Genomic DNA, 26,518 nt, shown 5'->3' on the forward strand with positions numbered 1-26,518 from the left:
TTTTTTTCTGCCTTTTATTCCTTTTACCCTTCTTTTTATGAAGCTCTTCACAGATTTGTCCTTTCAAGATGCTGTCTCTATGATGATTGATATTAATTAACAAATAATTTACCAAATACACACATTAATCACAGGAGTCTCCCATGTCAGTACCCGTTCAACATCCTATGTATATCGATGGACAGTTTGTTACCTGGCGTGGAGACGCATGGATTGATGTGGTTAACCCCGCAACAGAGGCGGTGATTTCCCGCATTCCCGATGGTCAGGCTGAAGATGCTCGCAAAGCAATCGACGCCGCAGAGCGCGCGCAGCCAGAATGGGAAGCATTGCCTGCCATTGAACGCGCCAGTTGGTTGCGCAAAATCGCCGCCGGGATCCGCGAACGCGCCAGTGAAATCAGTGCGCTGATTGTTGAAGAAGGGGGCAAGATCCAGCAGCTGGCCGAAGTTGAGGTGGCATTTACTGCGGATTATATCGATTACATGGCAGAGTGGGCGCGGCGTTACGAAGGTGAGATTATTCAAAGCGATCGTCCAGGAGAAAATATTCTTCTCTTTAAACGTGCGCTTGGCGTGACTACCGGCATTCTGCCGTGGAACTTCCCGTTCTTCCTCATTGCCCGCAAAATGGCTCCCGCTCTTTTGACCGGTAATACCATCGTCATTAAACCCAGTGAATTTACGCCAAACAATGCGATTGCTTTTGCCAAAATTGTCGATGAAATAGGCCTTCCACGCGGTGTGTTTAACCTTGTGCTGGGGCGTGGTGAAACCGTTGGGCAAGAACTGGCGGGTAACCCAAAGGTCGCAATGGTCAGTATGACAGGCAGCGTCTCTGCAGGTGAAAAGATCATGGCGACTGCAGCAAAAAATATCACAAAAGTGTGTCTGGAATTGGGTGGTAAAGCACCAGCTATCGTAATGGACGATGCCGATCTTGAACTGGCAGTCAAAGCCATCGTTGATTCACGCGTCATTAATAGTGGGCAAGTGTGTAACTGTGCAGAACGTGTTTATGTACAGAAAGGCATTTATGATCAGTTCGTCAATCGGCTGGGTGAAGCGATGCAGGCGGTTCAATTTGGTAACCCCGCTGAACGCAACGACATTGCGATGGGGCCGTTGATTAACGCCGCGGCGCTGGAAAGGGTCGAGCAAAAAGTGGCGCGCGCAGTCGAAGAGGGGGCGAGGGTAGCGTTGGGGGGCAAAGCGGTTGAGGGGAAAGGATATTATTATCCGCCGACTTTGCTGCTGGATGTTCGTCAGGAAATGTCGATTATGCACGAGGAAACCTTTGGCCCGGTGCTGCCAGTGGTCGCATTTGACACGCTGGAAGAGGCTATCGCAATGGCTAATGACAGTGATTACGGCCTGACCTCATCACTCTATACCCAAAATCTGAACGTCGCGATGAAAGCTATTAAAGGGCTGAAGTTTGGTGAAACTTACATCAACCGTGAAAACTTCGAAGCTATGCAAGGATTCCACGCCGGATGGCGTAAATCCGGTATTGGCGGCGCAGATGGCAAACATGGCTTGCATGAATACCTGCAGACCCAGGTGGTTTATTTACAGTCGTAATGAGTGAAAGAGGCGGAGGCTTTTCCCTCCGCCTTTGCTCGTCAGAGTTTAGCGAATTTTTCGAGGGTGCGAATAAGCTGCGTGACGAAGCCATATTCGTTATCATACCAGGCGACCGTTTTCACCAGTTGTAAATCGCCCACGGCGGTAATTTCGGTTTGCGTGGCATCAAACACCGACCCGAAATGGCTGCCAATGATATCAGAAGAGACTATTTCTTCATCGGTATAACCAAATGACTCGTTATTGTTTGTCGCGTTTTTAAGCGCGTTGTTCACCTCTTCGGCAGTCACTTTTTTTCCAAGAATAGACACCAGTTCAGTCACCGAACCTGTTTTCACGGGTACGCGTTGCGCATGACCTTTCAGTTTGCCGCTCAGTTCTGGGATCACCAGACCAATGGCTTTTGCCGCGCCTGTAGTGTGGGGAATGATATTTTCTGCCGCTGCACGTGAAGCGCGTAGATCTTTACCTCGCGGGCCATCCACCAGTGACTGGGTGCCAGTATAGGCATGAATGGTCGTCATCGTGCCGACTTCTATTCCGAAACTGTCGTGCAAGGCTTTGGCCATCGGTGCAAGACAGTTAGTGGTGCATGACGCCACGGAAACAATGGTGTCGTTGCCATCCAGTGTGTCGTCATTGACGTTATAAACGATGGTTTTCATTTCACCGGCAGGGGCGGAAATCAACACCTTCTTCGCACCAGCATCAAGGTGCGCCTGCGATTTCTCGGCGGAGGTATAAAAGCCAGTACATTCGACAATGATTTCTGCGCCTTTCGCTTTCCATGGAATATTTTTAGCCTCTTTTTCGGCGTAAACCGCGATACTTTTTCCATCAACGATAAGTGAATCTTCCGTAAAATCAACGCTCCAGGGGAACGGTCCGTAGTTTGAATCATGTTTCAGCAGGTAGGCGAGAATTTTTGGGGAAGTGAGATCATTAATAGCGACAATGTCTATGTTGCTTTTGACTTCAAGTAATCGACGCAACACCAGTCGACCGATACGACCAAAACCGTTAATACCAACTTTACTCATGGTCTTCTCCTGTCAGGAACGTTCGGATGAAAATTGATCCTTTCCAGGCTTAGACCAGGATGGCGGGATGGGCAATCTACATTCTTGCCGTGAAACGTAACGTACTGAAAACGGGTGAACAATATTTAATGAAATTTTAAGAAAAGCTCGTTATGTTAACGGAAAATTATGTTAAAGCAGGAAATGTTATGGAAAGTAAATATTCAAGGTTACAAATCGGCATTCACTGGCTGGTCTTTTTGCTGGTTATCGCAGCGTATTGCGCAATGGAGTTTCGTGGTTTCTTCCCACGTAGCGATCGGCCGCTCATCAACATGATTCATGTTTCCTGTGGCATCACAATTCTCGTGCTGATGGTTGTTCGTCTTTTGTTAAGGCTTAAATACCCAACTCCGCCGATTGTACCTAAACCAAAACCGATGATGACGGGACTGGCACATTTGGGACATTTGGTGATTTATCTCCTGTTTATTGCGCTGCCAGTGATTGGTTTGGTGATGATGTATAACCGGGGCAACCCGTGGTTTGCGTTTGGTATGACAATGCCTTATGCAGCAGAGGCCAATTTCGAACGGGTTGATAGCTTAAAGTGGTGGCATGAGACGCTGGCGAATCTGGGATATTTTGTCATCGGGTTGCACGCTGCGGCTGCACTGGCACACCACTATTTCTGGAAGGACAACACACTTCTACGCATGATGCCGCGTAAACGTTCCTGAAGGATCTTTAAAGAAAACGCCTGTACTAAAACCGACCCGCGGTACAGGCGAAAAGTACGGGCCTACATCGGAAGCGCCTATTATATTTATTTGTATGACAAATAAAACCATAATCCTTGTCCATATGTCCATCTGGCTTATCTTTAATCAATTCACCCGATCTTTGATCTCATCAACGGTATCAAAATAAACCAGCGTATAACGTTCAAATCGAACATAAGATTCGATAAACCATGGAGGTTATATGAAAAAATTGGCACTTATCTTGGTTATGGGAGCGCTTGTTTCCTTTTATGCCGATGCCGGGCGCAAACCCTGCTCTGGTTCGAAAGGGGGGATCTCTCACTGTACAGCAGGCGGCAAATTTGTCTGTAATGATGGTTCTATTAGTGCATCGAAAAAAATATGCACTAACTGAAGCGTAAAAAGGGGGGCAGTAAGGGCACCCGCAGGCATCCTATGAGGTTTCCTTAGGGACGAAAATAATCACTTCACGAAATAGCGTGCTGTTTTCCAGAATTTTTCGTCATTCGGGTTAGCCAGTTTAACCATTCCTCACTTTCTTCAATCCAATGGCATTAATCTTCTCTGCAATAATTGTTGTAAAAATGTGACGCAAAGAGGTTTTTAGTCGTAAGTAATTACCGTCAAATGCCGATGACTTTCTATCAGGAGTAAACCTGGAAGAGAGACAACGGTAATGAATACAACTCCCTCACAGCGATTAGGTTTTTTGCATCACATCAGGCTGGTTCCGTTATTTGCCTGCATTCTTGGCGGTATCTTACTTCTGTTTGCCTTGAGTTCAGCCCTGGCTGGCTATTTCCTCTGGCAGGCCGATCGCGATCAGCGTGATGTGACTGCGGAGATTGAGATTCGGACCGGGTTAGCGAACAGCTCAGATTTTTTGCGTTCGGCCCGGATCAATATGATTCAGGCCGGGGCGGCGAGTCGTATTGCGGAAATGGAAGCAATGAAGCGAAATATTGCGCAAGCCGAATCGGAGATTAAACAGTCGCAGCAAGGTTATCGGGCTTACCGGAGTCGGCCGGTGAAAACACCTGCTGATGAAGCCCTCGACACTGAATTAAATCAACGCTTTCAGGCTTATATCACGGGTATGCAACCTATGTTGAAATATGCCAAAAATGGCATGTTTGAAGCGATTATTAATCATGAAAGTGAGCAGATCCGACCGCTGGATAATGCTTATACCGATATTTTCAACAAAGCCGTTAAGATACGTAGCACCAGAGCCAACCAATTGGCGGAACAGGCCCATCAGCGTACCCGCCTGGGTGTGATGTTTATGATTGGCGCGTTTGTGCTTGCCGTGGTCATGACGCTGATAACATTTATGGTGCTACGTCGGATCGTCATTCGTCCATTGCAACATGCCGCACAACGGATTGAAAAAATCGCCAGTGGCGATCTGACGATGAATGATGATCCGGCAGGTCGTAATGAAATCGGTCGCTTAAGTCGTCATTTACAGCAAATGCAGCATTCACTGGGGATGACAGTAGGGACCGTTCGACAGGGCACGGAAGAGATTTATCGTGGCACCAGCGAAATTTCCGCTGGCAATGCGGACCTTTCATCTCGCACCGAAGAACAAGCGGCGGCAATCGAACAAACTGCCGCTAGCATGGAGCAACTCACTGCGACGGTGAAACAGAATGCGGATAACGCGCATCATGCCAGCAAACTGGCGCAAGAGGCCTCCATTAAAGCCAGCGATGGCGGGGAGACGGTTTCCGGTGTAGTTAGAACGATGGGCGCAATCTCCACGAGTTCAAAGAAAATTTCCGAGATCACTGCCGTCATCAACAGCATTGCTTTCCAGACAAATATTCTGGCGCTGAATGCTGCCGTTGAAGCCGCGCGAGCGGGTGAGCAAGGACGTGGATTTGCCGTTGTCGCCAGCGAAGTACGGACACTCGCAAGTCGCAGCGCCCAGGCGGCGAAAGAGATTGAAGGCTTGATCAGTGAATCAGTCAGGTTAATTGACCTGGGGTCGGTTGAAGTGGCAACGGCAGGGAAAACCATGAGCACGATTGTTGATGCCGTCGCGAGTGTCACACATATCATGCAGGAGATTGCCGCCGCCTCGGATGAACAAAGTAGAGGCATAACGCAGGTGAGCCAGGCGATTTCCGAAATGGATAAGGTGACGCAACAGAATGCTTCTCTGGTAGAAGAGGCTTCTGCGGCGGCGCTATCCCTTGAAGAACAGGCTGCACGATTAACTGAGGCGGTAGACGTTTTCCGCCTGAACAAACATTCTGTGTTGGCAGAACCACGCGGAGCTGGTGAGTCTGTTAGTTTCGCAACAGCGTGAAAATATCAAAGAAGGGATCGAAAGATCCCTTACTTTTCAGAACGGCATTGATTTTCGAATAGCGTTAATCATCAATTGGCAACCGGAAGAGAACGTCGCATCTACGCGGGTCAATATTCCGATCGGTTCGCCTGCACCATGCCCCGGAACAGGCAGGGCCACCAGCGTGGCATGACGCAGGTCGTCTTTTACAGCGCCAGAAGGGACAAACCACACGTAGTCGTATTCAACCGTAAGTTGACGAGATAGCGAAGCAGACAGCGTTTCGATACAGCCCGAAGGAATTTTACAGCCCTGGCTCTGCACTAATGCATCTGAATGCTGGCGTGGCGCAGTGCCTTCTGGTGATACAACAACCGGCCATTCCAGCACCCGGCTTAGCGTTACGTTCTCCTGAAGTAGCGGGTGATTAGGGCGGACGACCAGCTTCAGCGATTCAAGAAACAGCAGTTCATAATTAAGCCCGGTCATCAGTTCAGGATCTGACATCCGACCAATGCCGATATCGATTTCGCCGGTCTTCAAACCCGCCAGAATCATAGGGTTACTCATTGTCGCAACTTGCAAGGTCGTCTCTTTTTGTTGCTGATGAAACTGACCTATAACTGAAGGTAATATTCCCAGCGCCGCGGTAGGTAATGCACCTACCCTGACGACATCATTGTTAAGACCTTCTTTACGATGAAGCGACTGTCCGGCAGTGTTAATAGCGTCAAGAACTCTGACTGCATGTGTTAAAAATTGTTCGCCGGGTAAGGTAAGTTGCGCCCCCTGACGACCACGCTCAAACAAGCGAGCACCTGTCAATTGCTCTAGTTCATTCAATGTCTTGGAGAGCGCAGGTTGACTCAAATTAAGGGTTTCAGCTGCGCGCCCCAAAGTTCCTTGTTGTGCAACAGCTACGAATGTATGAAGGTGGCGCAAACGGATGCGCTGACTAAACAGACTATTTTTTTCCATAAGCGATGTTAAAAACGAAGCGGTGTCGCTGACAAGTGAAGTTGTTTGATTATGATAACTTGATTGCAAAATATTATTAACAATTAAAGCAATTGTGTTACAGCAAAATGGATAATATTGATGTTTTCGCGGCGAGATCACAGTTTGTAAATTCTTCCCGCCAGAGTGAATGTGGTTACCTACACTCCAGATTACTGACCACTGGAGGCAGACATTATGGCGAACAGCATCACGGCGGATGAGATTCGGGAACAGTTTTCGCAGGCAATGTCAGCCATGTACCAGCAAGAAGTTCCGCAGTACGGCACGCTGCTGGAACTGGTAGCTGATGTGAATCTGGCTGTGCTGGAAAACAATCCTCAACTGCACGAAAAAATGGTAAATGCAGACGAGCTGGCGCGACTGAATGTTGAACGTCATGGGGCAATTCGCGTTGGGACTGCACAAGAGCTTGCTACTCTTCGGCGGATGTTTGCCATTATGGGGATGTACCCGGTGAGCTATTACGATCTCTCGCAGGCGGGCGTGCCGGTACATTCCACAGCATTTCGGCCCATTGATGATGCTTCTCTGGCGCGTAATCCCTTCCGCGTTTTTACCTCATTACTCCGTCTTGAGCTTATCGAGAACGAATTTTTGCGCCAGAAAGCGGCGGAGATTCTGCGTCAGCGCGATATCTTCACCCCACGTTGTCGACAACTGTTAGAGGAGTATGAGCAGCGGGGCGGTTTTAACGAAACACAGGCACAGGAGTTTGTGCAGGAAGCCCTGGAAACGTTTCGCTGGCACCAGTCAGCAACGGTGGATGAAGTAACCTATCGCGCCTTGCATAACGAACATCGGCTGATTGCTGATGTGGTCTGTTTTCCTGGATGCCATATCAACCACCTGACGCCACGCACGCTGGATATTGACCGGGTGCAGTCGATGATGCCTGAATGCGGAATTGAACCCAAAATTCTGATCGAAGGGCCGCCGCGCCGCGAGGTACCGATTTTACTTCGCCAGACCAGCTTTAAAGCCCTGGAAGAGGCGGTGTTGTTTGCGGGGCAGAAACATGGAACGCATACCGCGCGCTTTGGTGAAATAGAGCAGCGTGGCGTGGCATTAACGCCGAAAGGACGACAACTGTATGATGATCTTCTGCGGAACGCTGGAACCGGGCAGGATAATCTCACTCATCAAATGCATTTACAGGAAACCTTCCGCACTTTTCCTGACAGTGAGTTTTTAATGCGTCAGCAAGGGTTGGCATGGTTCCGATATCGTTTGACGCCTTCAGGTGAGGCGCATCGTCAGGCGATTCATCCCGGAGACGATCCACAACCCTTAATTGAACGTGGTTGGGTAGTGGCACAACCCATTACTTATGAAGATTTTTTGCCTGTTAGCGCTGCGGGGATCTTCCAGTCAAATCTGGGTAATGAAACGCAGGCACGCAGTCACGGTAATGCCAGCCGCGAAGCATTTGAGCAGGCGTTGGGCTGCCCAGTTTTTGATGAGTTCCAGCTTTATCAGGAAGCGGAAGAACGCAGTAAACGCCGCTGTGGTTTGCTTTAAATTTTGACTATCTGCCTTTGCAAAAATTTGCCTGATTTTACAAATGAATCAGGCTCATCCCATCGACATAAAAAAAGTGCCGATTAATGCATATTCTCTGAGTTCAACAATTGGATTATTAATAAATATTGTCTAGAGTGAGCGGTCATAAATAAGCACTTTCTTGCCGCTGAAAACGACCAGCGCGGGACCATTCACAACACCAGAAGGACTCACTTTCAGGTATGGATCGTAGACGATTTATTAAAGGTTCAATGGCTATGGCCGCCGTGTGCGGTACCAGCGGCATTGCTTCTCTTTTTTCTCAGGCGGCATTCGCGGCAGATTCTGATATTGCCGACGGGCAAACCCAGCGTTTTGACTTCTCCATTCTACAGTCAATGGCGCACGACTTAGCGCAAACCGCGTGGCGTGGTGCGCCGCGTCCGTTACCTGACACTCTGGCGACAATGACGCCGCAGGCTTATAACAGTATTCAATACGACGCCGAAAAATCGCTCTGGCATAACGTTGAGAACCGTCAACTGGACGCTCAGTTCTTCCATATGGGAATGGGATTCCGTCGCCGCGTTCGTATGTTCTCTGTTGATCCCGCAACACATCTGGCGCGTGAAATTCACTTTCGCCCGGAGTTGTTCAAATACAACGATGCGGGTGTTGATACCAAACAATTAGAAGGGCAAAGCGATCTCGGTTTTGCCGGTTTTCGCGTGTTTAAAGCCCCCGAACTGGCGCGCCGTGATGTCGTATCATTCCTCGGTGCGAGTTATTTCCGCGCGGTTGATGATACATATCAATACGGTTTGTCGGCTCGCGGCCTGGCGATCGACACTTACACCGACAGTAAAGAAGAGTTCCCCGACTTTACCGCCTTCTGGTTTGATACGGTAAAACCGGGGGCAACCACCTTTACCGTTTATGCGTTGCTCGATAGCGCCAGCATTACTGGTGCCTATAAGTTCACTATCCATTGTGAGAAAAGTCAGGTGATTATGGATGTGGAAAATCACCTGTATGCGCGCAAAGACATTAAACAGCTGGGCATTGCGCCGATGACCAGCATGTTCAGCTGCGGCACTAATGAACGTCGGATGTGCGACACCATTCATCCGCAAATCCATGACTCTGATCGTCTGTCCATGTGGCGGGGCAACGGCGAGTGGATTTGCCGTCCGCTGAATAATCCGCAAAAATTGCAGTTCAATGCTTACACCGACAACAACCCGAAAGGGTTTGGTTTATTGCAACTGGATCGTGATTTCTCTCATTATCAGGACATTATGGGCTGGTATAACAAACGCCCAAGTCTGTGGGTGGAACCGCGTAACAAGTGGGGTAAGGGCACCATCGGCCTGATGGAAATCCCAACAACGGGCGAAACGCTGGATAACATTGTCTGCTTCTGGCAGCCAGAAAAAGCTGTAAAAGCGGGTGATGAGTTTGCATTCCAGTATCGTCTGTACTGGAGTGCGCAACCGCCTGTTCATTGCCCATTAGCGCGCGTTATGGCAACGCGTACCGGCATGGGCGGTTTCCCGGAAGGTTGGGCGCCTGGTGAACACTATCCCGAAAAATGGGCGCGTCGTTTTGCCGTCGATTTCGTTGGTGGTGATCTGAAAGCTGCCGCACCAAAAGGCATTGAGCCGGTGATTACGCTTTCCAGTGGGGAAGCGAAGCAAATCGAAATTCTCTATATTGAACCCATTGATGGTTATCGTATTCAGTTTGACTGGTATCCGACTTCGGACTCCACTGATCCGGTCGATATGCGGATGTATCTGCGTTGTCAGGGCGACGCTATCAGTGAAACATGGCTGTATCAGTATTTCCCGCCAGCGCCGGATAAACGTCAGTATGTTGACGACCGCGTGATGAGTTAATCGTTTTTTCTTCGGCACCTTCTTCGGGAGGTGCCGTCTGGTTAAACACGATCCCGCTCGCATTTTTCCCTAAGTTAAATGAGTAATCTGATAGTGTGTATTTCAGATACACCTTGTCAGCCACTAACAGGGAGTGCGTATGTTTCCAGAATACCGAGATTTAATATCCCGTCTGAAAAACGAAAATCCTCGCTTTATGTCCTTGTTCGATAAACACAATAAACTTGATCATGAAATTGCCAGAAAGGAAGGTTCCGACGGTCGAGGGTACAATGCGGAAGTGGTCCGCATGAAAAAACAAAAGCTACAGTTAAAAGATGAGATGCTCAAAATCCTGCAGCAGGAGAGCGTCAAAGAGGTGTAAACTTTCCTAAGCCGCCAGCCAGGCGGCTTTTTTAACAACTGCATGGATTGACTGGAGATAAGATGGCTGAAACGATAAAAGTAAGTGAATCACTTGAATTACATGCTGTTGCAGAAAGTCATGTCACACCTCTTTATCAGTTAATCTGTAAAAATAGAACCTGGTTACAGCAGTCGCTAAACTGGCCGCAGTTTGTTCAAAGTGAAGAGGACACGCGAAAAACGGTGCAGGGCAATGTAATGTTGCATCAACGCGGCTATGCCAAAATGTTCATGATTTTCAAAGAAGATGAACTTATCGGCGTTATCTCGTTTAATCGTATTGAACCACTGAATAAAACCGCTGAAATCGGCTACTGGCTGGACGAATCTCATCAGGGGCAGGGGATCATTTCTCAGGCGCTGCAGGCATTGATTCATCATTACGCTCAGTCTGGTGAACTTAGACGCTTCGTGATCAAATGTCGGGTGGATAATGCGCAAAGCAACCAGGTCGCTTTGCGCAATGGTTTTATCCTTGAAGGTTGCCTGAAACAGGCTGAGTTTCTGAATGATGCCTATGATGATGTGAACTTATACGCGCGTATTATCGATTCACAATAACCCTGCCAGCGGCGTTCGCGTAATGAGCTCTTCGCCGTTAATGACTTTTGGACCATGGACATGAACCGTGTCGCCATCAAAGGCTTCAACGACGGCGTGGTCGGTCAACTCCACATGGTTTTCAATTATCACCGCACCTGTAATACGGCTCTCACCTTGTATTACAACGTGTTCGTCGAGCAGAATCGGTCCGCCACGTACCACTGCCTTTCCGCCAATCAAGACATGATGTTTTAACACACAATTACCTTCCACAATGGCATATTCCGCTACCTGCGAACTGTAATGAATTGTCGGAATGGCATCTTCTTCTATGCCAGCTTTCACCTGCGCGTGACCGTAGACTTTAGCGCAATCGCATAGCCAGACGTTGTTCTCTTCATTACCTTCAATACTGGCAAAATCAAAAACTTCGGCGCGATGTTCAATAAAAGCATACCGGACGACGGCATCGCCATAAATTTGTGCCTGGTGGACAATACGCGAGGCGCTAACCCTTGCGCGATCATAAATTTGTAGCAGGAGTTGATGGTCGGAGGTTAAGCCTTGCGCGGCGACGATCATAGAATGTTGATCAATTAAGGCGTGACCAAATATTCTACATTGACCGCAAACTAATGAGTCACGAATGGTGACACTGTCACTTATATATGCACCCTGACTGACTTCACTATTATCGATCCAGACGTTATCCGTTGCGTAAACCTCTCCCCAAAGGACGCTGGTGCCGGTGATACGCGTATTACCGGAAATCACCGTTCCGCCGAACGCAATAGCATTCTGGTCGTAAATCCAGCAATTTCCTTCCTGTGCTAACACCGTTTCGCGATCGATCCAGCCGCCAGCGGTTCCTGCTATCACATCGTTAAAATCGCTCATGGCGATAATTTGCCATAATAACACACTTTTTTTAGTGCCATCATCCTGATAACTAAAGGCTCGCTGTTCTTCACTTAGACGATATTTGCGCATAGCGTTTTCCCACAGGTGACTTACTATAACCGTAGCAAATTCTGCGGCTCTGGCTATGCTCGAGAAAATTCCATAAAATGTATTTCAAATATACTTTATAAATTAAACAAAATGAGTAAGAAGATGCAGAGCGATAAAGTGCTCAATTTGCCGGCAGGCTACTTTGGTATTGTGTTGGGGACGATAGGGATGGGATTTGCCTGGCGCTATGCCAGCCAGGTTTGGCAGGTCAGCCACTGGTTAGGGGATGGGCTAGTGATTCTGGCGATGATCATCTGGGGATTATTGACTAGCGCATTTATTACCCGACTCATACGCTTTCCGCATAGCGTGCTGGCGGAAGTGCGCCATCCAGTGATGAGCAGTTTTGTGAGTTTGTTTCCGGCAACGACGATGCTGGTGGCGATTGGTTTTGTTCCGTGGTTTCGCCCACTGGCGGTATGCCTGTTCAGTTTTGGTGTCGTGGTTCAGTTGGCTTATGCCGCCTGGCAAACTGCGGGATTATGGCGCGGATCTCATCCTGAAGAAGCTACCACGCCTGGACTGTATCTGCCGACAGTTGCCAACAACTTTATCAGCGCAATGGCCTGTGGTGCATTGGGCTACACCGACGCCGGTCTGGTGTTTTTAGGCGCAGGCGTTTTCTCATGGTTAAGTCTGGAACCGGTGATCCTTCAGCGTCTGCGCAGTTCGGGAGAGTTACCCACGGCATTGCGGACATCACTCGGCATTCAGCTCGCTCCTGCGCTGGTGGCCTGTAGTGCCTGGCTAAGCGTCAACGGCGGCGAGGGGGACACGCTGGCAAAAATGCTTTTCGGTTATGGACTGCTGCAACTGCTGTTTATGCTACGTCTGATGCCATGGTATCTCTCCCAACCATTTAATGCTTCATTCTGGAGTTTCTCGTTCGGCGTTTCCGCACTGGCAACCACCGGTTTGCATTTGGGGAGTGGCAGCAATAATGGATTTTTCCATACCCTGGCGGTGCCGCTGTTTATCTTTACCAATTTTATAATAGCAATACTGCTTATCCGTACTTTCGCGCTTCTGATGCAGGGGAAATTGTTAATCAAAACAGAGCGCGCTGTTTTAATGAAAGCTGAGGACAAAGAATGATCATCCGTGACGAAAACTATTTTACTGAAAAATATGAATTAACCCGCACACACTCTGAAGTACTGGAAGCGGTGAAAGTGGTTAAAGCCGGTAAAACGCTGGATCTGGGCTGTGGCAATGGTCGTAACAGTCTTTACCTGGCAGCCAATGGTTATGAAGTTGACGCATGGGATAAAAATGCCATGAGTATCGCCAACGTCGAGCGGATTAAATCCATTGAAAATCTGGATAATTTACACACCCGGGTTGTTGATCTGAATAACTTCACATTTGATGGGCAGTACGATTTTATTCTTTCGACTGTGGTGCTGATGTTCCTTGAGGATAAAACCATCCCTGGGCTTATTGCCAATATGCAACGTTGCACTAAACCTGGTGGTTACAACCTGATTGTGGCGGCGATGGATACCGCTGATTATCCATGTACCGTCGGCTTCCCGTTTGCCTTCAAAGAAGGAGAATTACGTCGATATTACGAAGGCTGGGAGATGGTGAAATACAATGAAGACGTCGGTGAGTTGCACCGCACCGATGCCAACGGTAATCGGATTAAACTGCGTTTCGCCACGATGCTGGCACGTAAAAAATAACCTGGTAAGAACAAGGCGCGTGAAAATTCCCCACGCTGAGATGGTCTACTGTTCTTCTTTTCGGTAAGCATATTTTTTATCGAATGGATGTGAAATTAATCACAGTAGTCGAAGTTTTTTAGCAGCTTAACTTACTGAAATTTAACTACTGATGATTGACTTAGCCCCTTTTTCGGCATTGACTATGTCGTCTGAAAAGGGGCTGAAATATTTATTTTCACCAACACTTTTTTTGCCACAACACGAAGCGGTGCTTTTTGCTATAACTTAGAAAGTAATATAATCATCTCAGGAAACTATTCATGCGTACCACATCAATTGCGAAAGTTGCAGCTTTATGCGGCTTGTTGGCTCTGTCTGGTTGTGCCTCTAAAATCACCCAGCCAGATAAATATTCTGGTTTTTTAAACAATTACTCTGATTTAAAAGAAACAACCTCAGCAACAGGTAAACCTGTTTTACGTTGGGTAGACCCGAGTTTTGATCAAAGCAAATATGACAGCATCGTCTGGAACCCAATCACTTATTATCCGGTACCGAAACCATCTACCCAGGTAGGGCAGAAAGTTCTGGATAAAATTTTGAGTTATACCAACACCGAAATGAAAGAAGCGATTGCGCAGCGTAAACCACTGGTTACCACCGCTGGGCCGCGTAGTCTGATTTTCCGTGGGGCCATTACCGGTGTAGATACCAGCAAAGAAGGGCTGCAATTCTATGAAGTGGTTCCTGTCGCATTAGTGGTCGCGGGGACGCAAATGGCGACGGGCCACCGTACCATGGATACTCGCCTGTATTTTGAAGGTGAGCTGATTGATGCAGCTACTAATAAACCGGTTATCAAAGTCGTTCGTCAGGGCGAAGGTAAAGACCTGAATAATGAAAGTACGCCAATGGCTTTCGAGAATATTAAGCAAGTTATTGATGACATGGCGACCGATGCCACCATGTTTGACGTTAACAAAAAGTAATTCCAGTCGCGCCATCGTAAGATGGCGCTTTTTATTATCGGTTTCTGTCAGCGATTAAATTCAACACCACGTAACAAACGCCTCCGGCAATTAATCCCCAGAACGCAGAACCAATCCCGACCAGCGTCAATCCACTTCCCGTTACCAGAAATGCCACCACCGCCGCGTCTCGCTCACGCTCATTATGCAGCGCCTGATACAAACTGCCGCCAATGGTACTTAACAGCGCCAGACCTGCCAGCATCTGGATCCAACTTACGGGCAGGGCAGCCATCATCCCGGTAATAGCATTACCAAAAAGACCTGCGAGCAAATAAAAAATGCCTGCAACGGCAGCTGCCAGCCAACGTTGATCTTTATCCGGATGCGCTTCCGGGCTTTGACAAATAGCTGCGGTGATTGCCGCAATACCGACGGAATAAACGCCGAAAGGGGAAAAAACAAGCGCCAGCAATCCAGTAAACACAATCAACGGCGAAACAGGAGCCGAATACCCGGCTGCTTTCATTGCTGCGATACCTGGAGCGTTTTGCGATGCCATCGTCACCAGAAAAAGGGGGAGTGCAACGCTCAGACTGTGAGCAAACGAAAAATCAGGGGTAATATAAGTGGGGAGAACGGGTTTAAAGACAACATCATTTGTGACAATGTCACCTTGCGCGATAACGATCACGATCCCAATAATCATCGCGGCAATTACCGCATAGCGCGGCGCAACGGCCCTGGTTGCCAGCCATACCAGCAACATACTGCCACACAACGTAAATTGACCATCCAGACTGGCAAACGCCTGTAAACCAAAGCGTAATAAAATCCCGGCAAGCATTGCCGCCGCAAGCGAGTGCGGAATAATACGCATCAGACGAGCAAAGAGTCCCGTTATGCCGCAGAGGATTATTAACGCGTTGGTGACAATAAAAACGCCGATGGCTTCGTTAAGTGTTAGTCCCTGTAATCCGGTAACCAGCAAAGCTGCGCCCGGCGTTGACCATGCAGTGAGAACAGGCACGCGATACCATAATGTCAGAGCCAGCGTACTGACGCCCATTGCCAGCCCCAGCGCCGTCATCCAGCCAGAGATTTGTGCAGTGGTGGCTCCGGCGACAATCGCTGCTTGCCAGATTATTGCCGCTGAACTGGCGTAGCCAATTAATACCGCCAGAAACCCCGCCAGTAGCGTGGGTGGAGGAATAGAAAACAGACGCATGGTCACCTCGTGCGTTATAGCGTACAGGTACCGTAGCATTTGTCCGTTATAACGCACAAGTGATAAACTTCCGCTTTGCCGGAGGAGTCACATGGAAAATCTCACTCGCTTTTTATCCACCACACTTAAACAACTACGTCAGCAGCGCGGCTGGAGTCTTTCGCGACTGGCAGAAGCGACGGGGGTTTCTAAAGCGATGTTAGGGCAGATTGAGCGTAATGAGTCCAGCCCGACGGTCGCGACATTATGGAAAATTGCCACCGGGTTGAATGTGCCATTTTCGACATTTATTTCTCCGCCGCAGTCCGCTACGCCTTCAGTTTATGATCCGCAACAGCAGGCGATGGTGATCACTTCGCTGTTTCCTTATGATCCACAACTCTGCTTTGAACACTTCTCGATTCAGATGGCACCTGGTGCAATAAGTGAATCGACGCCCCATGAGAAGGGAGTAATCGAACATGTTGTCGTCATTGATGGGCAACTTGATCTGTGCGTTGATGGTGAATGGCAGAGCCTTAATTGTGGAGAAGGTGCTCGATTTGCTGCAGACGTTACGCATGTCTATCGTAATGGTGGGGAGCAAATCGTACATTTTCATTCCCTCATCCATTACCCACGCAGTTAAGCGGGAAAACTATTTCGCAACGTCGCGCTTGTGGCTAAAATAGCCGCCATTTTTCAGCTACTGGATAAGAAAGTGACCGTATCTTCTCATCGTCTTGAACTGTTAAGCCCGGCACGCGATGCCGCCATTGCCCGCGAAGCTATTTTGCACGGTGCCGATGCTGTTTATATCGGCGGCCCTGGTTTTGGCGCGCGGCATAATGCCAGTAATAGCCTGAAAGATATTGCCGAACTGGTGCCATTTGCCCATCGTTATGGTGCGAAAATTTTCGTCACGCTTAATACCATTCTGCATGATGATGAGCTGGAACCCGCTCAGCGGTTAATTACCGATCTTTACCAGACCGGTGTCGATGCGCTGATTGTTCAGGACATGGGGATTCTGGAACTTGATATTCCGCCGATTGAATTACACGCAAGTACGCAGTGTGATATTCGTACTGTAGAGAAAGCGAAGTTCCTCTCAGACGTTGGTTTTACCCAGATTGTGCTGGCGCGTGAGCTAAACCTGGAGCAGATCCGCGCGATTCATCAGGCCACGGACGCGACAATTGAGTTCTTTATTCATGGCGCATTGTGCGTGGCATATTCTGGTCAATGCTACATCTCTCATGCACAAACGGGGCGCAGTGCTAACCGTGGAGATTGCTCCCAGGCGTGCCGTTTGCCATACACGTTGAAAGACGATCAGGGGCGGGTGGTTTCCTATGAAAAACATCTGCTGTCGATGAAAGATAACGATCAGACTGCCAACCTCGGCGCGCTGATTGATGCTGGCGTACGCTCCTTCAAGATTGAAGGGCGTTACAAAGATATGAGCTACGTGAAGAATATCACCGCCCATTATCGTCAGATGCTGGATGCCATTATTGATGAACGTGGCGATCTGGCGCGTGCTTCATCCGGTCGTACCGAGCATTTCTTCGTACCGTCGACGGAAAAAACCTTCCATCGTGGCAGTACCGACTACTTTGTTAATGCCCGTAAAGGGGATATCGGCGCGTTCGACTCCCCCAAGTTTATCGGCCTGCCGGTCGGTGAAGTATTAAAAGTGGCGAAGGATCATCTCGATGTTGCCGTCACCGAGCCGTTAGCAAATGGCGATGGTCTGAATGTGATGATTAAACGTGAAGTGGTTGGCTTTCGCGCCAATACAGTCGAAAAAACCGGGCAAAATCAGTACCGCGTCTGGCCAAATGAGATGCCTGCGGATTTGCATAAAATTCGTCCGCATCATCCGCTTAATCGTAATCTGGACCATAACTGGCAGCAGGCGTTGACCAAAACATCCAGCGAACGTCGCGTAGCGGTAGACATTGAACTGGGCGGCTGGCAGGAACAACTGATTCTGACCCTGACCAGTGAAGAGGGCGTCAGCGTCACGCATACGCTGGATGGACAATTCGACGAAGCTAATAACGCCGAAAAAGCGCTTAATAACCTGAAAGATGGTCTGGCTAAGCTGGGGCAAACCATCTATTACGCCCGCGATGTGCAAATTAACCTGCCTGGTGCGCTGTTTGTACCGAACAGTCTGTTAAATCAGTTCCGCCGTGAGGCCGCCGAAATGCTGGATGCTGCGCGTCTTGCCAGTTATCAGCGCGGCAGCCGTAAACCGGTTGCTGATCCTGCGCCGGTTTATCCGCAAACGCATCTGAGTTTCCTCGCGAACGTATACAACCAGAAAGCGCGTGAATTTTATCATCGCTATGGTGTGCAACTGATTGATGCGGCGTATGAAGCGCATGAAGAGAAGGGGGAAGTGCCGGTAATGATCACCAAGCATTGTCTGCGCTTTGCCTTCAATCTGTGTCCGAAACAGGCAAAAGGTAACATCAAAAGCTGGAAGGCGACGCCAATGCAACTGGTTAATGGCGATGAAGTATTAACGCTAAAGTTCGATTGTCGCCCATGTGAGATGCACGTCATTGGCAAAATCAAAAATCACATACTGAAAATGCCGTTACCGGGAAGCGTAGTGGCATCCGTTAGTCCGGATGAGCTGCTGAAAACATTGCCGAAGCGAAAAGGGTAAAACGCCAGTTTTCGGGTTACTCACCACTCATCCAATCTGCATGATATTGCCTGTCGGGTAAGGCGTTATGCCGCATCCGGCAACAAATGACTCAACGCTGTCCCGCTTCTGGTTTGCGCGATTTTTGCCAGTAAAAATGCTCGCGCAAACCTTCCGCCGACTCTTCCGCCACAGCACGCAATTCATCGCTGTCCGCTTCATGACGCAGCTGATGATCCACATTCTTTACCCACATAAATTCATGTCCTTTGTGCCCTGCCATGAGTTGTCCTGAGAACAGTGCACACGTTAATAAGACAACCGATAACGCCTTCGAAAACATCTCGCCACCTTTTTCTGACCTTTTGCCGCTATGATGCCGATCGTTTCTTGAGGTTATTATTCAGTTTTGCAAATTAGAGCAAAGAAATTCTGGAATCTTCCTTCCTGATTTTGCATTGCATTCTGCCGTTGCGGCGATTTAGTGCTATTTTCGAGCACATTACACACGGAGGTAAACTTCGCCATTAAATAGTCACGATCACTTTATTGAAGTGCCTTTGAGCGTCGCCTCTAAGGTATTGCTGTTAAATGCTTTTTTACAGTCAGAAATCACTCAGCAAGAGTTAGCCAGACGAATTGGCAAACCTAAACAGGAGATTACTCGCTTATTTAACTTGCACCATGCGACAAAAATCGACGCCATCCAGCTCGCGGCTAAGGCGCTTGGCAAAGAGTTATCGCTGGTGATGGTTTAATTACAGTTAATGAAAAGTTGTCATTTTTAACAACTGATATAGACTGCCGAATCACCTGCACATAATAACGATTCGATAATGAAAAAATACCAGCAGCTTGCAGAACAATTACGCGAGCAGATTGCGTCGGGGATCTGGCAACCCGGAGATCGTTTGCCTTCGTTGCGTGACCAGGTGGCGCTTTCTGGCATGAGCTTTATGACTGTCAGCCATGCCTATCAGTTGCTCGAAAGTCAGGGACATATTATCGCGCGACCGCAGTCGGGTTATTACGTTGCGCCACAGGCAATAAAAATGCCGAAAGCGCCAGTCATTCCAGTCACTCGAGATGAAGCAGTCGATATCAACACCTATATTTTTGATATGTTGCAGGCCAGTCGCGATCCGTCGGTAGTTCCGTTTGCCTCGGCCTTTCCCGACCCGCGACTTTTCCCCCTCCAACAACTAAACCGCTCGCTGGCGCAGGTAAGCAAAACCGCCACGGCGATGAGCGTGATTGAAAACTTACCGCCAGGAAACGCAGAACTGCGTCAGGCTATTGCTCGTCGCTATGCCTTACAGGGCATCACTATTTCTCCTGATGAAATTGTCATTACCGCCGGGGCGTTAGAGGCATTAAACCTCAGTTTACAAGCGGTAACGAAACCTGGCGATTGGGTGATAGTAGAGAATCCTTGTTTCTACGGCGCGTTGCAGGCGCTGGAGCGGTTACGGCTGAAGGCGTTATCGGTGGCGACGGACGTTAACGAAGGGATCGATCTCAAGGCGCTGGAACTGGCGTTGCAGGAGTATCCGGTGAAAGCGTGCTGGCTGATGACTAATAGCCAGAATCCACTCGGATTTACCTTAACGCCGCAGAAAAAAGCGCGGCTGGTAGCGTTGCTCAATCAGTACAACGTAACGCTGATTGAAGATGACGTTTACAGCGAACTTTATTTTGGACGGGAAAAACCGCTGCCTGCGAAAGCGTGGGATCGCCATGATGGCGTTTTGCATTGCTCTTCGTTTTCGAAATGTCTGGTACCTGGTTTTCGTATTGGTTGGGTCGCCGCCGGAAAATATGCACGTAAAATTCAACGTTTGCAGTTGATGAGTACGCTTTCCACCAGCTCACCGATGCAGCTTGCGCTGGTGGATTATCTTTCCACGCGCCGTTACGACGCCCATCTTCGTCGTTTACGTCGTCAGCTTGCGGAACGTAAACAACGTGTCTGGCAGGCGCTGCTGCGTTATCTGCCTGCGGAAGTGAAAATTCATCATAATGACAGCGGTTATTTTCTCTGGCTGGAACTCCCCGCGCCGTTAGATGCGGGCGAATTAAGCCTGGCAGCACTGACGCATCATATCAGTATTGCGCCGGGTAAAATGTTTTCTACCGGTGAAAACTGGTCACGTTTTTTTCGTTTTAATACTGCATGGCAGTGGGGCGAGCGCGAAGAACAGGCGGTTAAACAATTAGGCAAACTTATTCAAGAACGGCTGTAATAGCGTTTAATTTAATTCCTCTTAGGTTGGGTAATATGAATTTCGAATAGCAGTCATATTTCCTAACCCCTTGTCTATACTCCAGAAGATAATCTCACAGACGGCATAATGCGCGGTAGCTCACAACCTGATTAAATTTTCTCAGGGGCGAAGGTGTGCCTGCAAGCCGCCGTCTATGGTTAAACAAGGAGATATTTTTACGGCACGGCGGCTGAACAATTAATTACGACAGGAGTAAGACCTTATGAGCAAGACATTTGCCCGCAGCAGCCTGTGTGCGCTCACCATGACAATAATGACCGCTCACGCCGCCGAACCGCCTACCAATTTAGATAAACCGGAAGGGCGACTGGATATTATCGCCTGGCCGGGATACATCGAACGCGGACAAACTGATAAACAATACGACTGGGTAACGCAATTCGAAAAAGAGACAGGCTGCGCGGTGAATGTGAAAACCGCCGCGACTTCTGATGAAATGGTCAGTCTGATGACCAAAGGGGGTTACGATCTGGTTACAGCATCCGGCGATGCCTCGCTGCGCCTGATTATGGGCAAACGCGTGCAGCCGATTAATACCGCATTGATTCCCAACTGGAAAACGCTCGATCCGCGCGTGGTTAAAGGCGACTGGTTTAACGTTAGTGGCAAAGTTTATGGCACACCTTACCAATGGGGTCCGAACCTGTTGATGTACAACACGAAAACCTTCCCGACGCCGCCGGATAGCTGGCAAGTGGTTTTTGTTGCGCAGAATCTGCCGGACGGTAAGAGCAATAAAGGCCGCGTTCAGGCTTATGATGGCCCTATTTATATTGCGGATGCTGCGTTGTTCGTTAAAGCCACTCAGCCGCAGTTGGGCATCAGCGATCCGTATCAACTCACCGAAGAACAGTACCAGGCGGTGCTGAAAGTGCTGCGCGATCAACATAGTTTGATCCATCGCTACTGGCATGACACTACCGTGCAAATGAGTGATTTCAAAAACGAGGGTGTGGTTGCTTCCAGTGCATGGCCCTACCAGGCCAACGCCCTGAAAGCCGAAGGCCAGCCTGTCGCTACCGTTTTCCCGAAGGAGGGCGTTACCGGTTGGGCTGACACCACCATGCTACATAGCGAAGCGAAACATCCGGTTTGCGCCTACAAATGGATGAACTGGTCATTAACGCCAAAAGTGCAGGGCGATGTGGCGGCCTGGTTTGGCTCGTTACCGGTAGTGCCGGAAGGGTGTAAAGCCAGTCCGTTATTAGGCGAAAAAGGTTGTGAAACAAACGGTTTTAACTATTTCGATAAAATCGCCTTCTGGAAAACGCCTATAGCAGAAGGGGGCAAGTTTGTTCCCTACAGTCGCTGGACGCAGGATTATATTGCCATTATGGGCGGCCGCTAACTTCGCTGGGGTGTTTTATGACGTACGCAGTGGAGTTTGACAACGTATCGCGACTGTATGGTGATGTGCGCGCGGTAGATGGTGTCAGTATTGCGATAAAAGATGGTGAGTTTTTCTCAATGCTGGGGCCGTCTGGCTCCGGCAAAACCACCTGCCTGCGCCTGATTGCTGGATTCGAACAGCTTTCCGGCGGGACTATATCTATCTTTGGTAAACCCGCCAGCAATCTGCCACCGTGGGAGCGGGACGTGAATACCGTTTTCCAGGACTACGCGCTTTTTCCGCATATGTCGATTCTTGACAACGTGGCCTATGGGCTGATGGTCAAAGGGGTGGATAAAAAACAGCGACACGTAATGGCGCAAGAGGCGCTGGAGAAAGTGGCGCTCGGATTTGTACAGCAACGTAAACCGTCACAACTTTCTGGTGGTCAGCGTCAGCGGGTTGCCATTGCCAGAGCGTTAGTGAATGAACCGCGCGTATTGCTGCTGGATGAACCGCTCGGCGCACTGGATCTTAAGCTGCGTGAGCAGATGCAACTGGAGCTAAAAAAGCTACAACAGTCTCTTGGCATCACCTTTATTTTCGTCACCCACGATCAGGGCGAGGCATTATCGATGTCCGATCGTGTTGCGGTATTCAATAACGGTCGCATTGAGCAGGTTGATTCACCGCGTGACCTCTATATGCGCCCGCGCACGCCGTTTGTTGCCGGATTCGTCGGGACATCGAATGTATTTGATGCGCTGATGGCAGAGAAACTTTGTGGTATGATGGGAAGTTTCGCCCTGCGACCAGAGCATATCCGCCTCAATATATCCGGCGAAGTGCAGGCTAATGGCACTATTCAGGCTGTACAGTATCAGGGGGCGACGACCCGTTTTGAACTGAAACTGAACGACGGTGAAAAACTGCTGGTGAGTCAGGCCAATATGACAGGCGAAGAACTGCCTGCCACGCTCACGCCCGGGCAACAGGTGATGGTTTCCTGGTCGCGCGATGTGATGGTGCCGCTGGTTGAGGAGAGGTGAATGGCGATGAACGTATTGCAATCACCTGCGCGCCCAGGGTTGGGTAAGGTGTCAGGTTTCTTCTGGCGGAAACCGGGACTGGGGCTGTTTTTGCTGCTGCTTGGTCCGCTGATGTGGTTTGGCATTGTCTATTTTGGTTCACTCCTGACGTTGTTATGGCAGGGCTTTTATACCTTTGACGATTTCACCATGTCGGTAACGCCAGAACTGACGCTGGCGAATATCCGTGCGCTGTTTAATCCGGCGAATTACGACATCATCCTCCGCACGCTAACCATGGCTGTGGCTGTCACTATCGCCAGCGCCATTCTGGCTTTTCCGATGGCGTGGTATATGGCGCGCTATACCAGCGGGAAAATGAAAGCGTTCTTTTATATTGCGGTGATGCTGCCAATGTGGGCGAGTTATATCGTAAAAGCCTATGCCTGGACCTTATTGCTGGCAAAAGATGGCGTGGCGCAGTGGTTTTTACACCATCTGGGGTTGGAGCCGCTACTCACGGCGTTCCTTACGTTACCCGCGGTGGGTGGCAATACGCTGTCAACGTCAGGATTGGGACGCTTTCTCGTGTTTCTTTATATCTGGCTGCCGTTCATGATCCTGCCGGTGCAGGCAGCGCTGGAGCGTTTGCCGCCGTCACTGTTGCAGGCGTCGGCTGATCTTGGCGCTCGTCCTCGACAAACTTTCCGCTATGTAGTGTTGCCGCTGGCGATCCCGGGTATTGCCGCTGGCTCTATCTTTACCTTTTCACTCACACTGGGCGATTTTATCGTTCCGCAGCTGGTTGGCCCTCCAGGATATTTTATCGGCAATATGGTTTATTCCCAGCAGGGGGCGATTGGCAATATGCCGATGGCTGCGGCATTCACCCTGGTGCCGATTGTTCTCATCGCACTGTACCTGGCGTTCGTGAAACGTCTGGGAGCATTCGATGCACTCTGAACACGCACCGTTTTTCCTTAAACTGGCGGCCTGGGGCGGCGTGGTTTTCCTTCATTTTCCCATCCTGATTATCGCCGCCTATGCTTTTAATACCGAAGATGCAGCGTTTAGTTTCCCACCGCAAGGCCTGACGCTGCGCTGGTTTAGCGTGGCAGCACAGCGTAGTGATATTCTTGATGCTGTGACACTGTCACTTAAAGTGGCGGCGCTGGCGACATTAATTGCGCTGGTATTAGGGACACTGGCCGCTGCTGCGCTGTGGCGTCGGGACTTTTTCGGTAAAAGCGCCATTTCATTGTTATTGCTGCTGCCCATTGCGCTGCCGGGCATTGTCACTGGTCTGGCGCTATTAACTGCTTTTAAAACCATCAATCTGGAGCCGGGATTTTTCACCATCGTGGTCGGTCATGCGACTTTTTGCGTAGTGGTGGTGTTTAACAATGTCATCGCCCGTTTTCGACGCACCTCCTGGAGTCTGGTTGAGGCGTCAATGGATCTTGGGGCCAATGGCTGGCAAACCTTCCGCTACGTGGTGTTGCCGAATCTCAGTTCGGCGCTACTGGCAGGAGGAATGCTGGCGTTTGCCTTGTCGTTCGATGAAATCATCGTTACGACCTTTACGGCAGGTCATGAACGAACGTTACCGTTGTGGTTGCTCAATCAGCTTGGGCGACCACGTGATGTACCGGTAACCAACGTGGTGGCACTGCTGGTTATGTTGGTAACAACCTTGCCGATCCTGGGGGCCTGGTGGCTAACCCGCGAAGGCGACAATGGTCAATAACCACTGATACAGGAATATGCTATGCAACATAAGTTACTGATTAACGGAGAACTGGTTAGCGGCGAAGGGGAAAAACAGCCTGTCTATAATCCGGCAACGGGGGACGTTTTACTGGAGATTGCCGAGGCATCCGCAGAGCAGGTGGATGCTGCTGTTCGCGCGGCAGATGCAGCATTTGCCGAATGGGGGCAAACCACGCCGAAAGCGCGTGCGGAATGCCTGCTGAAACTGGCCGATGTTATTGAAGAAAATGGTCAGGTTTTTGCCGAACTGGAGTCCCGTAATTGTGGCAAACCGCTGCATAGTGCGTTCAATGATGAAATTCCGGCGATTGTCGATGTCTTTCGCTTTTTCGCCGGGGCGGCGCGCTGCCTCAATGGTCTGGCGGCCGGCGAATACCTTGAAGATCATACTTCAATGATCCGTCGGGATCCGTTGGGGGTCGTGGCTTCTATCGCACCGTGGAATTATCCGCTGATGATGGCCGCGTGGAAACTGGCTCCGGCGCTGGCGGCAGGGAACTGCGTAGTGCTTAAACCATCAGAAATTACCCCGCTGACAGCGTTGAAGCTGGCTGAACTGGCGAAAGATATCTTCCCGGCTGGCGTGATTAATGTGCTGTTTGGCAGAGGCAAAACAGTGGGCGATCCGCTGACCGGACATCCCAAAGTGCGGATGGTGTCGCTGACGGGCTCTATCGCCACCGGCGAGCACATCATCAGCCATACAGCGCCGTCTATTAAGCGTACTCATATGGAACTTGGTGGCAAAGCGCCAGTGATTGTTTTTGATGATGCTGATATTGAAGCAGTGGTCGAAGGTGTTCGTACTTTTGGCTATTACAATGCCGGACAGGATTGTACTGCGGCTTGTCGGATCTACGCGCAAAAAGGTATTTACGATACGCTGGTGGAAAAACTCGGTGCTGCAGTGGCAACGTTAAAATCTGGTGCGCCGGATGACGAGTCCACAGAGCTTGGACCGTTAAGTTCGCTGGCACATCTCGAACGTGTCAGCAAGGCGGTAGAAGAGGCGAAAGAGACAGGGCACATCAAAGTGATCACCGGTGGTGAAAAGCGCAAGGGTAATGGTTATTACTACGCGCCTACGCTGCTGGCTGGCGCGTTACAGGACGATGCCATCGTTCAAAAAGAGGTATTTGGTCCGGTGGTGAGCGTGACGGCCTTTGACAATGAAGAACAGGTGGTGAACTGGGCGAATGACAGCCAGTACGGACTTGCATCTTCGGTATGGACTAAAGATGTGGGCAGGGCGCATCGTGTCAGCGCACGGCTGCAATATGGTTGTACCTGGGTCAATACCCATTTCATGCTGGTAAGTGAAATGCCGCACGGTGGGCAGAAACTTTCTGGTTACGGCAAGGATATGTCACTTTATGGACTGGAGGATTACACCGTCGTCCGCCATGTCATGGTTAAACATTAAGTTAAATGCTAGTGGCTGTTATATGAAATTATATGATGGCCACTATCGTTTGAAGTTTTGAGTCATTGGCGATTAATAATAATGAATACATTAAAACGAGTGGAAAAGTTAGACGACTATTATGCGCTAAAGG

24 protein-coding genes and 1 pseudogene are annotated in these 26,518 nt (G+C 49.4%); 20 read left to right on the forward strand and 5 right to left on the reverse strand.

Features of this window, described 5'->3' with window-relative positions; translation table 11 throughout:
* Window positions 1-143: 143 nt before the first annotated feature.
* On the forward strand, window positions 144-1,583 hold the full coding sequence (gene aldA / locus BEB42_RS12080; RefSeq protein ID WP_000115922.1) for an aldehyde dehydrogenase: 1,440 nt from the start codon (window positions 144-146) through the stop codon (window positions 1,581-1,583).
* Window positions 1,584-1,624: 41 nt separating this feature from the next.
* Here the strand turns inward: aldA and gap are convergent, their stop codons facing one another.
* Window positions 1,625-2,626 carry a type I glyceraldehyde-3-phosphate dehydrogenase gene (gene gap, locus BEB42_RS12085; RefSeq protein WP_000048645.1) on the reverse strand — a complete coding sequence of 334 codons (1,002 nt, stop codon included), beginning with the start codon at window positions 2,624-2,626 and terminating at the stop codon, window positions 1,625-1,627.
* A gap of 188 nt (window positions 2,627-2,814) precedes the next feature.
* Between gap and cybB the strand changes: the two genes are divergently transcribed.
* The 3 genes from cybB (at window position 2,815) to trg (ending at window position 5,686) form a co-directional block, all read left to right on the forward strand.
* Entirely contained in the window at window positions 2,815-3,345 is a 531-nt protein-coding gene (cybB, locus tag BEB42_RS12090; RefSeq protein ID WP_001353209.1) for a cytochrome b561, read from the forward strand.
* 244 nt (window positions 3,346-3,589) lie between these two features.
* The gene (locus BEB42_RS12095) at window positions 3,590-3,763 is read left to right on the forward strand and encodes a hypothetical protein (RefSeq protein ID WP_000731855.1); all 174 of its coding nucleotides are present in this window, start codon (window positions 3,590-3,592) and stop codon (window positions 3,761-3,763) included.
* Between the two features lie 282 nt (window positions 3,764-4,045).
* Window positions 4,046-5,686 carry a methyl-accepting chemotaxis protein Trg gene (gene trg / locus BEB42_RS12100; RefSeq protein ID WP_105267393.1) on the forward strand — a complete coding sequence of 547 codons (1,641 nt, stop codon included), beginning with the start codon at window positions 4,046-4,048 and terminating at the stop codon, window positions 5,684-5,686.
* A gap of 36 nt (window positions 5,687-5,722) precedes the next feature.
* Here trg and BEB42_RS12105 read toward each other — a convergent pair whose 3' ends face one another.
* Window positions 5,723-6,646 (reverse strand): LysR substrate-binding domain-containing protein, encoded by a 924-nt coding sequence (locus tag BEB42_RS12105; RefSeq protein ID WP_000414564.1) that lies wholly within the window; start codon window positions 6,644-6,646, stop codon window positions 5,723-5,725.
* A 216-nt stretch (window positions 6,647-6,862) separates the two neighbouring features.
* On the opposite strand from BEB42_RS12105, the gene hglS reads away from it, so the two are divergent.
* From hglS to rimL, 4 genes are all read left to right on the forward strand, one after another.
* Window positions 6,863-8,206, forward strand: a complete 1,344-nt coding sequence (gene hglS / locus BEB42_RS12110; protein WP_000013755.1) for a 2-oxoadipate dioxygenase/decarboxylase HglS — start codon at window positions 6,863-6,865, stop codon at window positions 8,204-8,206.
* 224 nt (window positions 8,207-8,430) lie between these two features.
* On the forward strand, window positions 8,431-10,086 hold the full coding sequence (opgD, locus tag BEB42_RS12120) for a glucan biosynthesis protein OpgD (RefSeq protein ID WP_000375956.1): 1,656 nt from the start codon (window positions 8,431-8,433) through the stop codon (window positions 10,084-10,086).
* Between the two features lie 139 nt (window positions 10,087-10,225).
* Complete coding sequence (locus tag BEB42_RS12130) at window positions 10,226-10,450, forward strand: YdcH family protein (RefSeq protein WP_001296778.1); 225 nt, start codon at window positions 10,226-10,228, stop codon at window positions 10,448-10,450.
* A gap of 62 nt (window positions 10,451-10,512) precedes the next feature.
* The gene (gene rimL / locus BEB42_RS12135; protein ID WP_001353208.1) at window positions 10,513-11,052 is read left to right on the forward strand and encodes a 50S ribosomal protein L7/L12-serine acetyltransferase; all 540 of its coding nucleotides are present in this window, start codon (window positions 10,513-10,515) and stop codon (window positions 11,050-11,052) included.
* Here the strand turns inward: rimL and ydcK are convergent.
* A complete protein-coding gene (ydcK, locus tag BEB42_RS12140) occupies window positions 11,044-12,024 on the reverse strand; it encodes a YdcK family protein (protein ID WP_105267394.1) in 981 nt (326 codons plus the stop codon). The two genes, rimL and ydcK, sit on opposite strands and share 9 nt — an antisense overlap.
* A 123-nt stretch (window positions 12,025-12,147) precedes the next feature.
* Between ydcK and tehA the strand changes: the two genes are divergently transcribed.
* The 3 genes from tehA to BEB42_RS12155 all read left to right on the forward strand — a co-directional run bounded on the left by tehA (window position 12,148) and on the right by BEB42_RS12155 (window position 14,701).
* Window positions 12,148-13,140, forward strand: coding sequence for a dicarboxylate transporter/tellurite-resistance protein TehA (gene tehA, locus BEB42_RS12145; RefSeq protein WP_001353207.1), 993 nt, complete (start codon window positions 12,148-12,150; stop codon window positions 13,138-13,140).
* On the forward strand, window positions 13,137-13,730 hold the full coding sequence (tehB, locus tag BEB42_RS12150; protein WP_000586745.1) for a tellurite resistance methyltransferase TehB: 594 nt from the start codon (window positions 13,137-13,139) through the stop codon (window positions 13,728-13,730). The genes tehA and tehB overlap by 4 nt, the downstream gene beginning before the upstream one ends.
* Window positions 13,731-14,032: 302 nt before the next feature.
* Window positions 14,033-14,701 (forward strand): DUF3313 domain-containing protein, encoded by a 669-nt coding sequence (locus BEB42_RS12155; RefSeq protein WP_001261032.1) that lies wholly within the window; start codon window positions 14,033-14,035, stop codon window positions 14,699-14,701.
* 34 nt (window positions 14,702-14,735) lie between these two features.
* Here the strand turns inward: BEB42_RS12155 and ydcO are convergent, their stop codons facing one another.
* Window positions 14,736-15,947 (reverse strand): BenE family transporter YdcO, encoded by a 1,212-nt coding sequence (ydcO, locus tag BEB42_RS12160; protein ID WP_071986669.1) that lies wholly within the window; start codon window positions 15,945-15,947, stop codon window positions 14,736-14,738.
* A gap of 52 nt (window positions 15,948-15,999) precedes the next feature.
* On the opposite strand from ydcO, the gene sutR reads away from it, so the two are divergent.
* A complete protein-coding gene (gene sutR / locus BEB42_RS12165) occupies window positions 16,000-16,536 on the forward strand; it encodes a DNA-binding transcriptional regulator SutR (protein ID WP_000429506.1) in 537 nt (178 codons plus the stop codon).
* 72 nt (window positions 16,537-16,608) lie between these two features.
* A complete protein-coding gene (rlhA, locus tag BEB42_RS12170) occupies window positions 16,609-18,570 on the forward strand; it encodes a 23S rRNA 5-hydroxycytidine C2501 synthase (RefSeq protein ID WP_105267395.1) in 1,962 nt (653 codons plus the stop codon).
* Between the two features lie 91 nt (window positions 18,571-18,661).
* Here rlhA and BEB42_RS12175 read toward each other — a convergent pair whose 3' ends face one another.
* Complete coding sequence (locus tag BEB42_RS12175) at window positions 18,662-18,892, reverse strand: DUF2554 family protein (protein WP_000491567.1); 231 nt, start codon at window positions 18,890-18,892, stop codon at window positions 18,662-18,664.
* Between the two features lie 178 nt (window positions 18,893-19,070).
* Between BEB42_RS12175 and hicB the strand changes: the two are divergent.
* The 7 genes and pseudogenes from hicB to patD form a co-directional block, all read left to right on the forward strand.
* Window positions 19,071-19,307: pseudogene (gene hicB / locus BEB42_RS12180) on the forward strand (type II toxin-antitoxin system antitoxin HicB); the annotation flags it as partial.
* A 78-nt stretch (window positions 19,308-19,385) separates the two neighbouring features.
* Window positions 19,386-20,792 carry an aminotransferase-like domain-containing protein gene (locus tag BEB42_RS12185; protein ID WP_000760603.1) on the forward strand — a complete coding sequence of 469 codons (1,407 nt, stop codon included), beginning with the start codon at window positions 19,386-19,388 and terminating at the stop codon, window positions 20,790-20,792.
* 244 nt (window positions 20,793-21,036) lie between these two features.
* Window positions 21,037-22,182 (forward strand): putative ABC transporter substrate-binding protein YdcS, encoded by a 1,146-nt coding sequence (ydcS, locus tag BEB42_RS12190; protein ID WP_000047458.1) that lies wholly within the window; start codon window positions 21,037-21,039, stop codon window positions 22,180-22,182.
* Window positions 22,183-22,199: 17 nt separating this feature from the next.
* A complete protein-coding gene (locus BEB42_RS12195) occupies window positions 22,200-23,213 on the forward strand; it encodes an ABC transporter ATP-binding protein (protein ID WP_000220425.1) in 1,014 nt (337 codons plus the stop codon).
* Window positions 23,214-24,155, forward strand: a complete 942-nt coding sequence (locus BEB42_RS12200) for an ABC transporter permease (RefSeq protein ID WP_001251298.1) — start codon at window positions 23,214-23,216, stop codon at window positions 24,153-24,155. It begins immediately after the preceding gene.
* Complete coding sequence (locus BEB42_RS12205; RefSeq protein WP_000555346.1) at window positions 24,145-24,939, forward strand: ABC transporter permease; 795 nt, start codon at window positions 24,145-24,147, stop codon at window positions 24,937-24,939. The genes BEB42_RS12200 and BEB42_RS12205 overlap by 11 nt, the downstream gene beginning before the upstream one ends.
* Before the next feature lie 21 nt (window positions 24,940-24,960).
* Window positions 24,961-26,385 (forward strand): aminobutyraldehyde dehydrogenase, encoded by a 1,425-nt coding sequence (patD, locus tag BEB42_RS12210; protein WP_105267396.1) that lies wholly within the window; start codon window positions 24,961-24,963, stop codon window positions 26,383-26,385.
* Window positions 26,386-26,518 lie beyond the last annotated feature (133 nt).

Source organism: Escherichia sp. MOD1-EC5990 (assembly GCF_002965285.1).
Lineage (GTDB): Bacteria > Pseudomonadota > Gammaproteobacteria > Enterobacterales > Enterobacteriaceae > Escherichia > Escherichia coli_F.

Excerpts from the sequence above, each read along its gene's own strand:
- aldA (WP_000115922.1), top strand. The coding sequence starts at position 144 with ATGTCAGTACCCGTTCAACATCCTATGTATATCGATGGACAGTTTGTT.
- gap (WP_000048645.1), bottom strand. The coding sequence starts at position 2,626 with ATGAGTAAAGTTGGTATTAACGGTTTTGGTCGTATCGGTCGACTGGTG.
- cybB (WP_001353209.1), top strand. The coding sequence starts at position 2,815 with ATGGAAAGTAAATATTCAAGGTTACAAATCGGCATTCACTGGCTGGTC.
- BEB42_RS12095 (WP_000731855.1), top strand. The coding sequence starts at position 3,590 with ATGAAAAAATTGGCACTTATCTTGGTTATGGGAGCGCTTGTTTCCTTT.
- trg (WP_105267393.1), top strand. The coding sequence starts at position 4,046 with ATGAATACAACTCCCTCACAGCGATTAGGTTTTTTGCATCACATCAGG.
- BEB42_RS12105 (WP_000414564.1), bottom strand. The coding sequence starts at position 6,646 with ATGGAAAAAAATAGTCTGTTTAGTCAGCGCATCCGTTTGCGCCACCTT.
- hglS (WP_000013755.1), top strand. The coding sequence starts at position 6,863 with ATGGCGAACAGCATCACGGCGGATGAGATTCGGGAACAGTTTTCGCAG.
- opgD (WP_000375956.1), top strand. The coding sequence starts at position 8,431 with ATGGATCGTAGACGATTTATTAAAGGTTCAATGGCTATGGCCGCCGTG.
- BEB42_RS12130 (WP_001296778.1), top strand. The coding sequence starts at position 10,226 with ATGTTTCCAGAATACCGAGATTTAATATCCCGTCTGAAAAACGAAAAT.
- rimL (WP_001353208.1), top strand. The coding sequence starts at position 10,513 with ATGGCTGAAACGATAAAAGTAAGTGAATCACTTGAATTACATGCTGTT.
- ydcK (WP_105267394.1), bottom strand. The coding sequence starts at position 12,024 with ATGCGCAAATATCGTCTAAGTGAAGAACAGCGAGCCTTTAGTTATCAG.
- tehA (WP_001353207.1), top strand. The coding sequence starts at position 12,148 with ATGCAGAGCGATAAAGTGCTCAATTTGCCGGCAGGCTACTTTGGTATT.
- tehB (WP_000586745.1), top strand. The coding sequence starts at position 13,137 with ATGATCATCCGTGACGAAAACTATTTTACTGAAAAATATGAATTAACC.
- BEB42_RS12155 (WP_001261032.1), top strand. The coding sequence starts at position 14,033 with ATGCGTACCACATCAATTGCGAAAGTTGCAGCTTTATGCGGCTTGTTG.
- ydcO (WP_071986669.1), bottom strand. The coding sequence starts at position 15,947 with ATGCTACGGTACCTGTACGCTATAACGCACGAGGTGACCATGCGTCTG.
- sutR (WP_000429506.1), top strand. The coding sequence starts at position 16,000 with ATGGAAAATCTCACTCGCTTTTTATCCACCACACTTAAACAACTACGT.
- BEB42_RS12175 (WP_000491567.1), bottom strand. The coding sequence starts at position 18,892 with ATGTTTTCGAAGGCGTTATCGGTTGTCTTATTAACGTGTGCACTGTTC.
- BEB42_RS12185 (WP_000760603.1), top strand. The coding sequence starts at position 19,386 with ATGAAAAAATACCAGCAGCTTGCAGAACAATTACGCGAGCAGATTGCG.
- ydcS (WP_000047458.1), top strand. The coding sequence starts at position 21,037 with ATGAGCAAGACATTTGCCCGCAGCAGCCTGTGTGCGCTCACCATGACA.
- BEB42_RS12195 (WP_000220425.1), top strand. The coding sequence starts at position 22,200 with ATGACGTACGCAGTGGAGTTTGACAACGTATCGCGACTGTATGGTGAT.
- BEB42_RS12200 (WP_001251298.1), top strand. The coding sequence starts at position 23,214 with ATGGCGATGAACGTATTGCAATCACCTGCGCGCCCAGGGTTGGGTAAG.
- BEB42_RS12205 (WP_000555346.1), top strand. The coding sequence starts at position 24,145 with ATGCACTCTGAACACGCACCGTTTTTCCTTAAACTGGCGGCCTGGGGC.
- patD (WP_105267396.1), top strand. The coding sequence starts at position 24,961 with ATGCAACATAAGTTACTGATTAACGGAGAACTGGTTAGCGGCGAAGGG.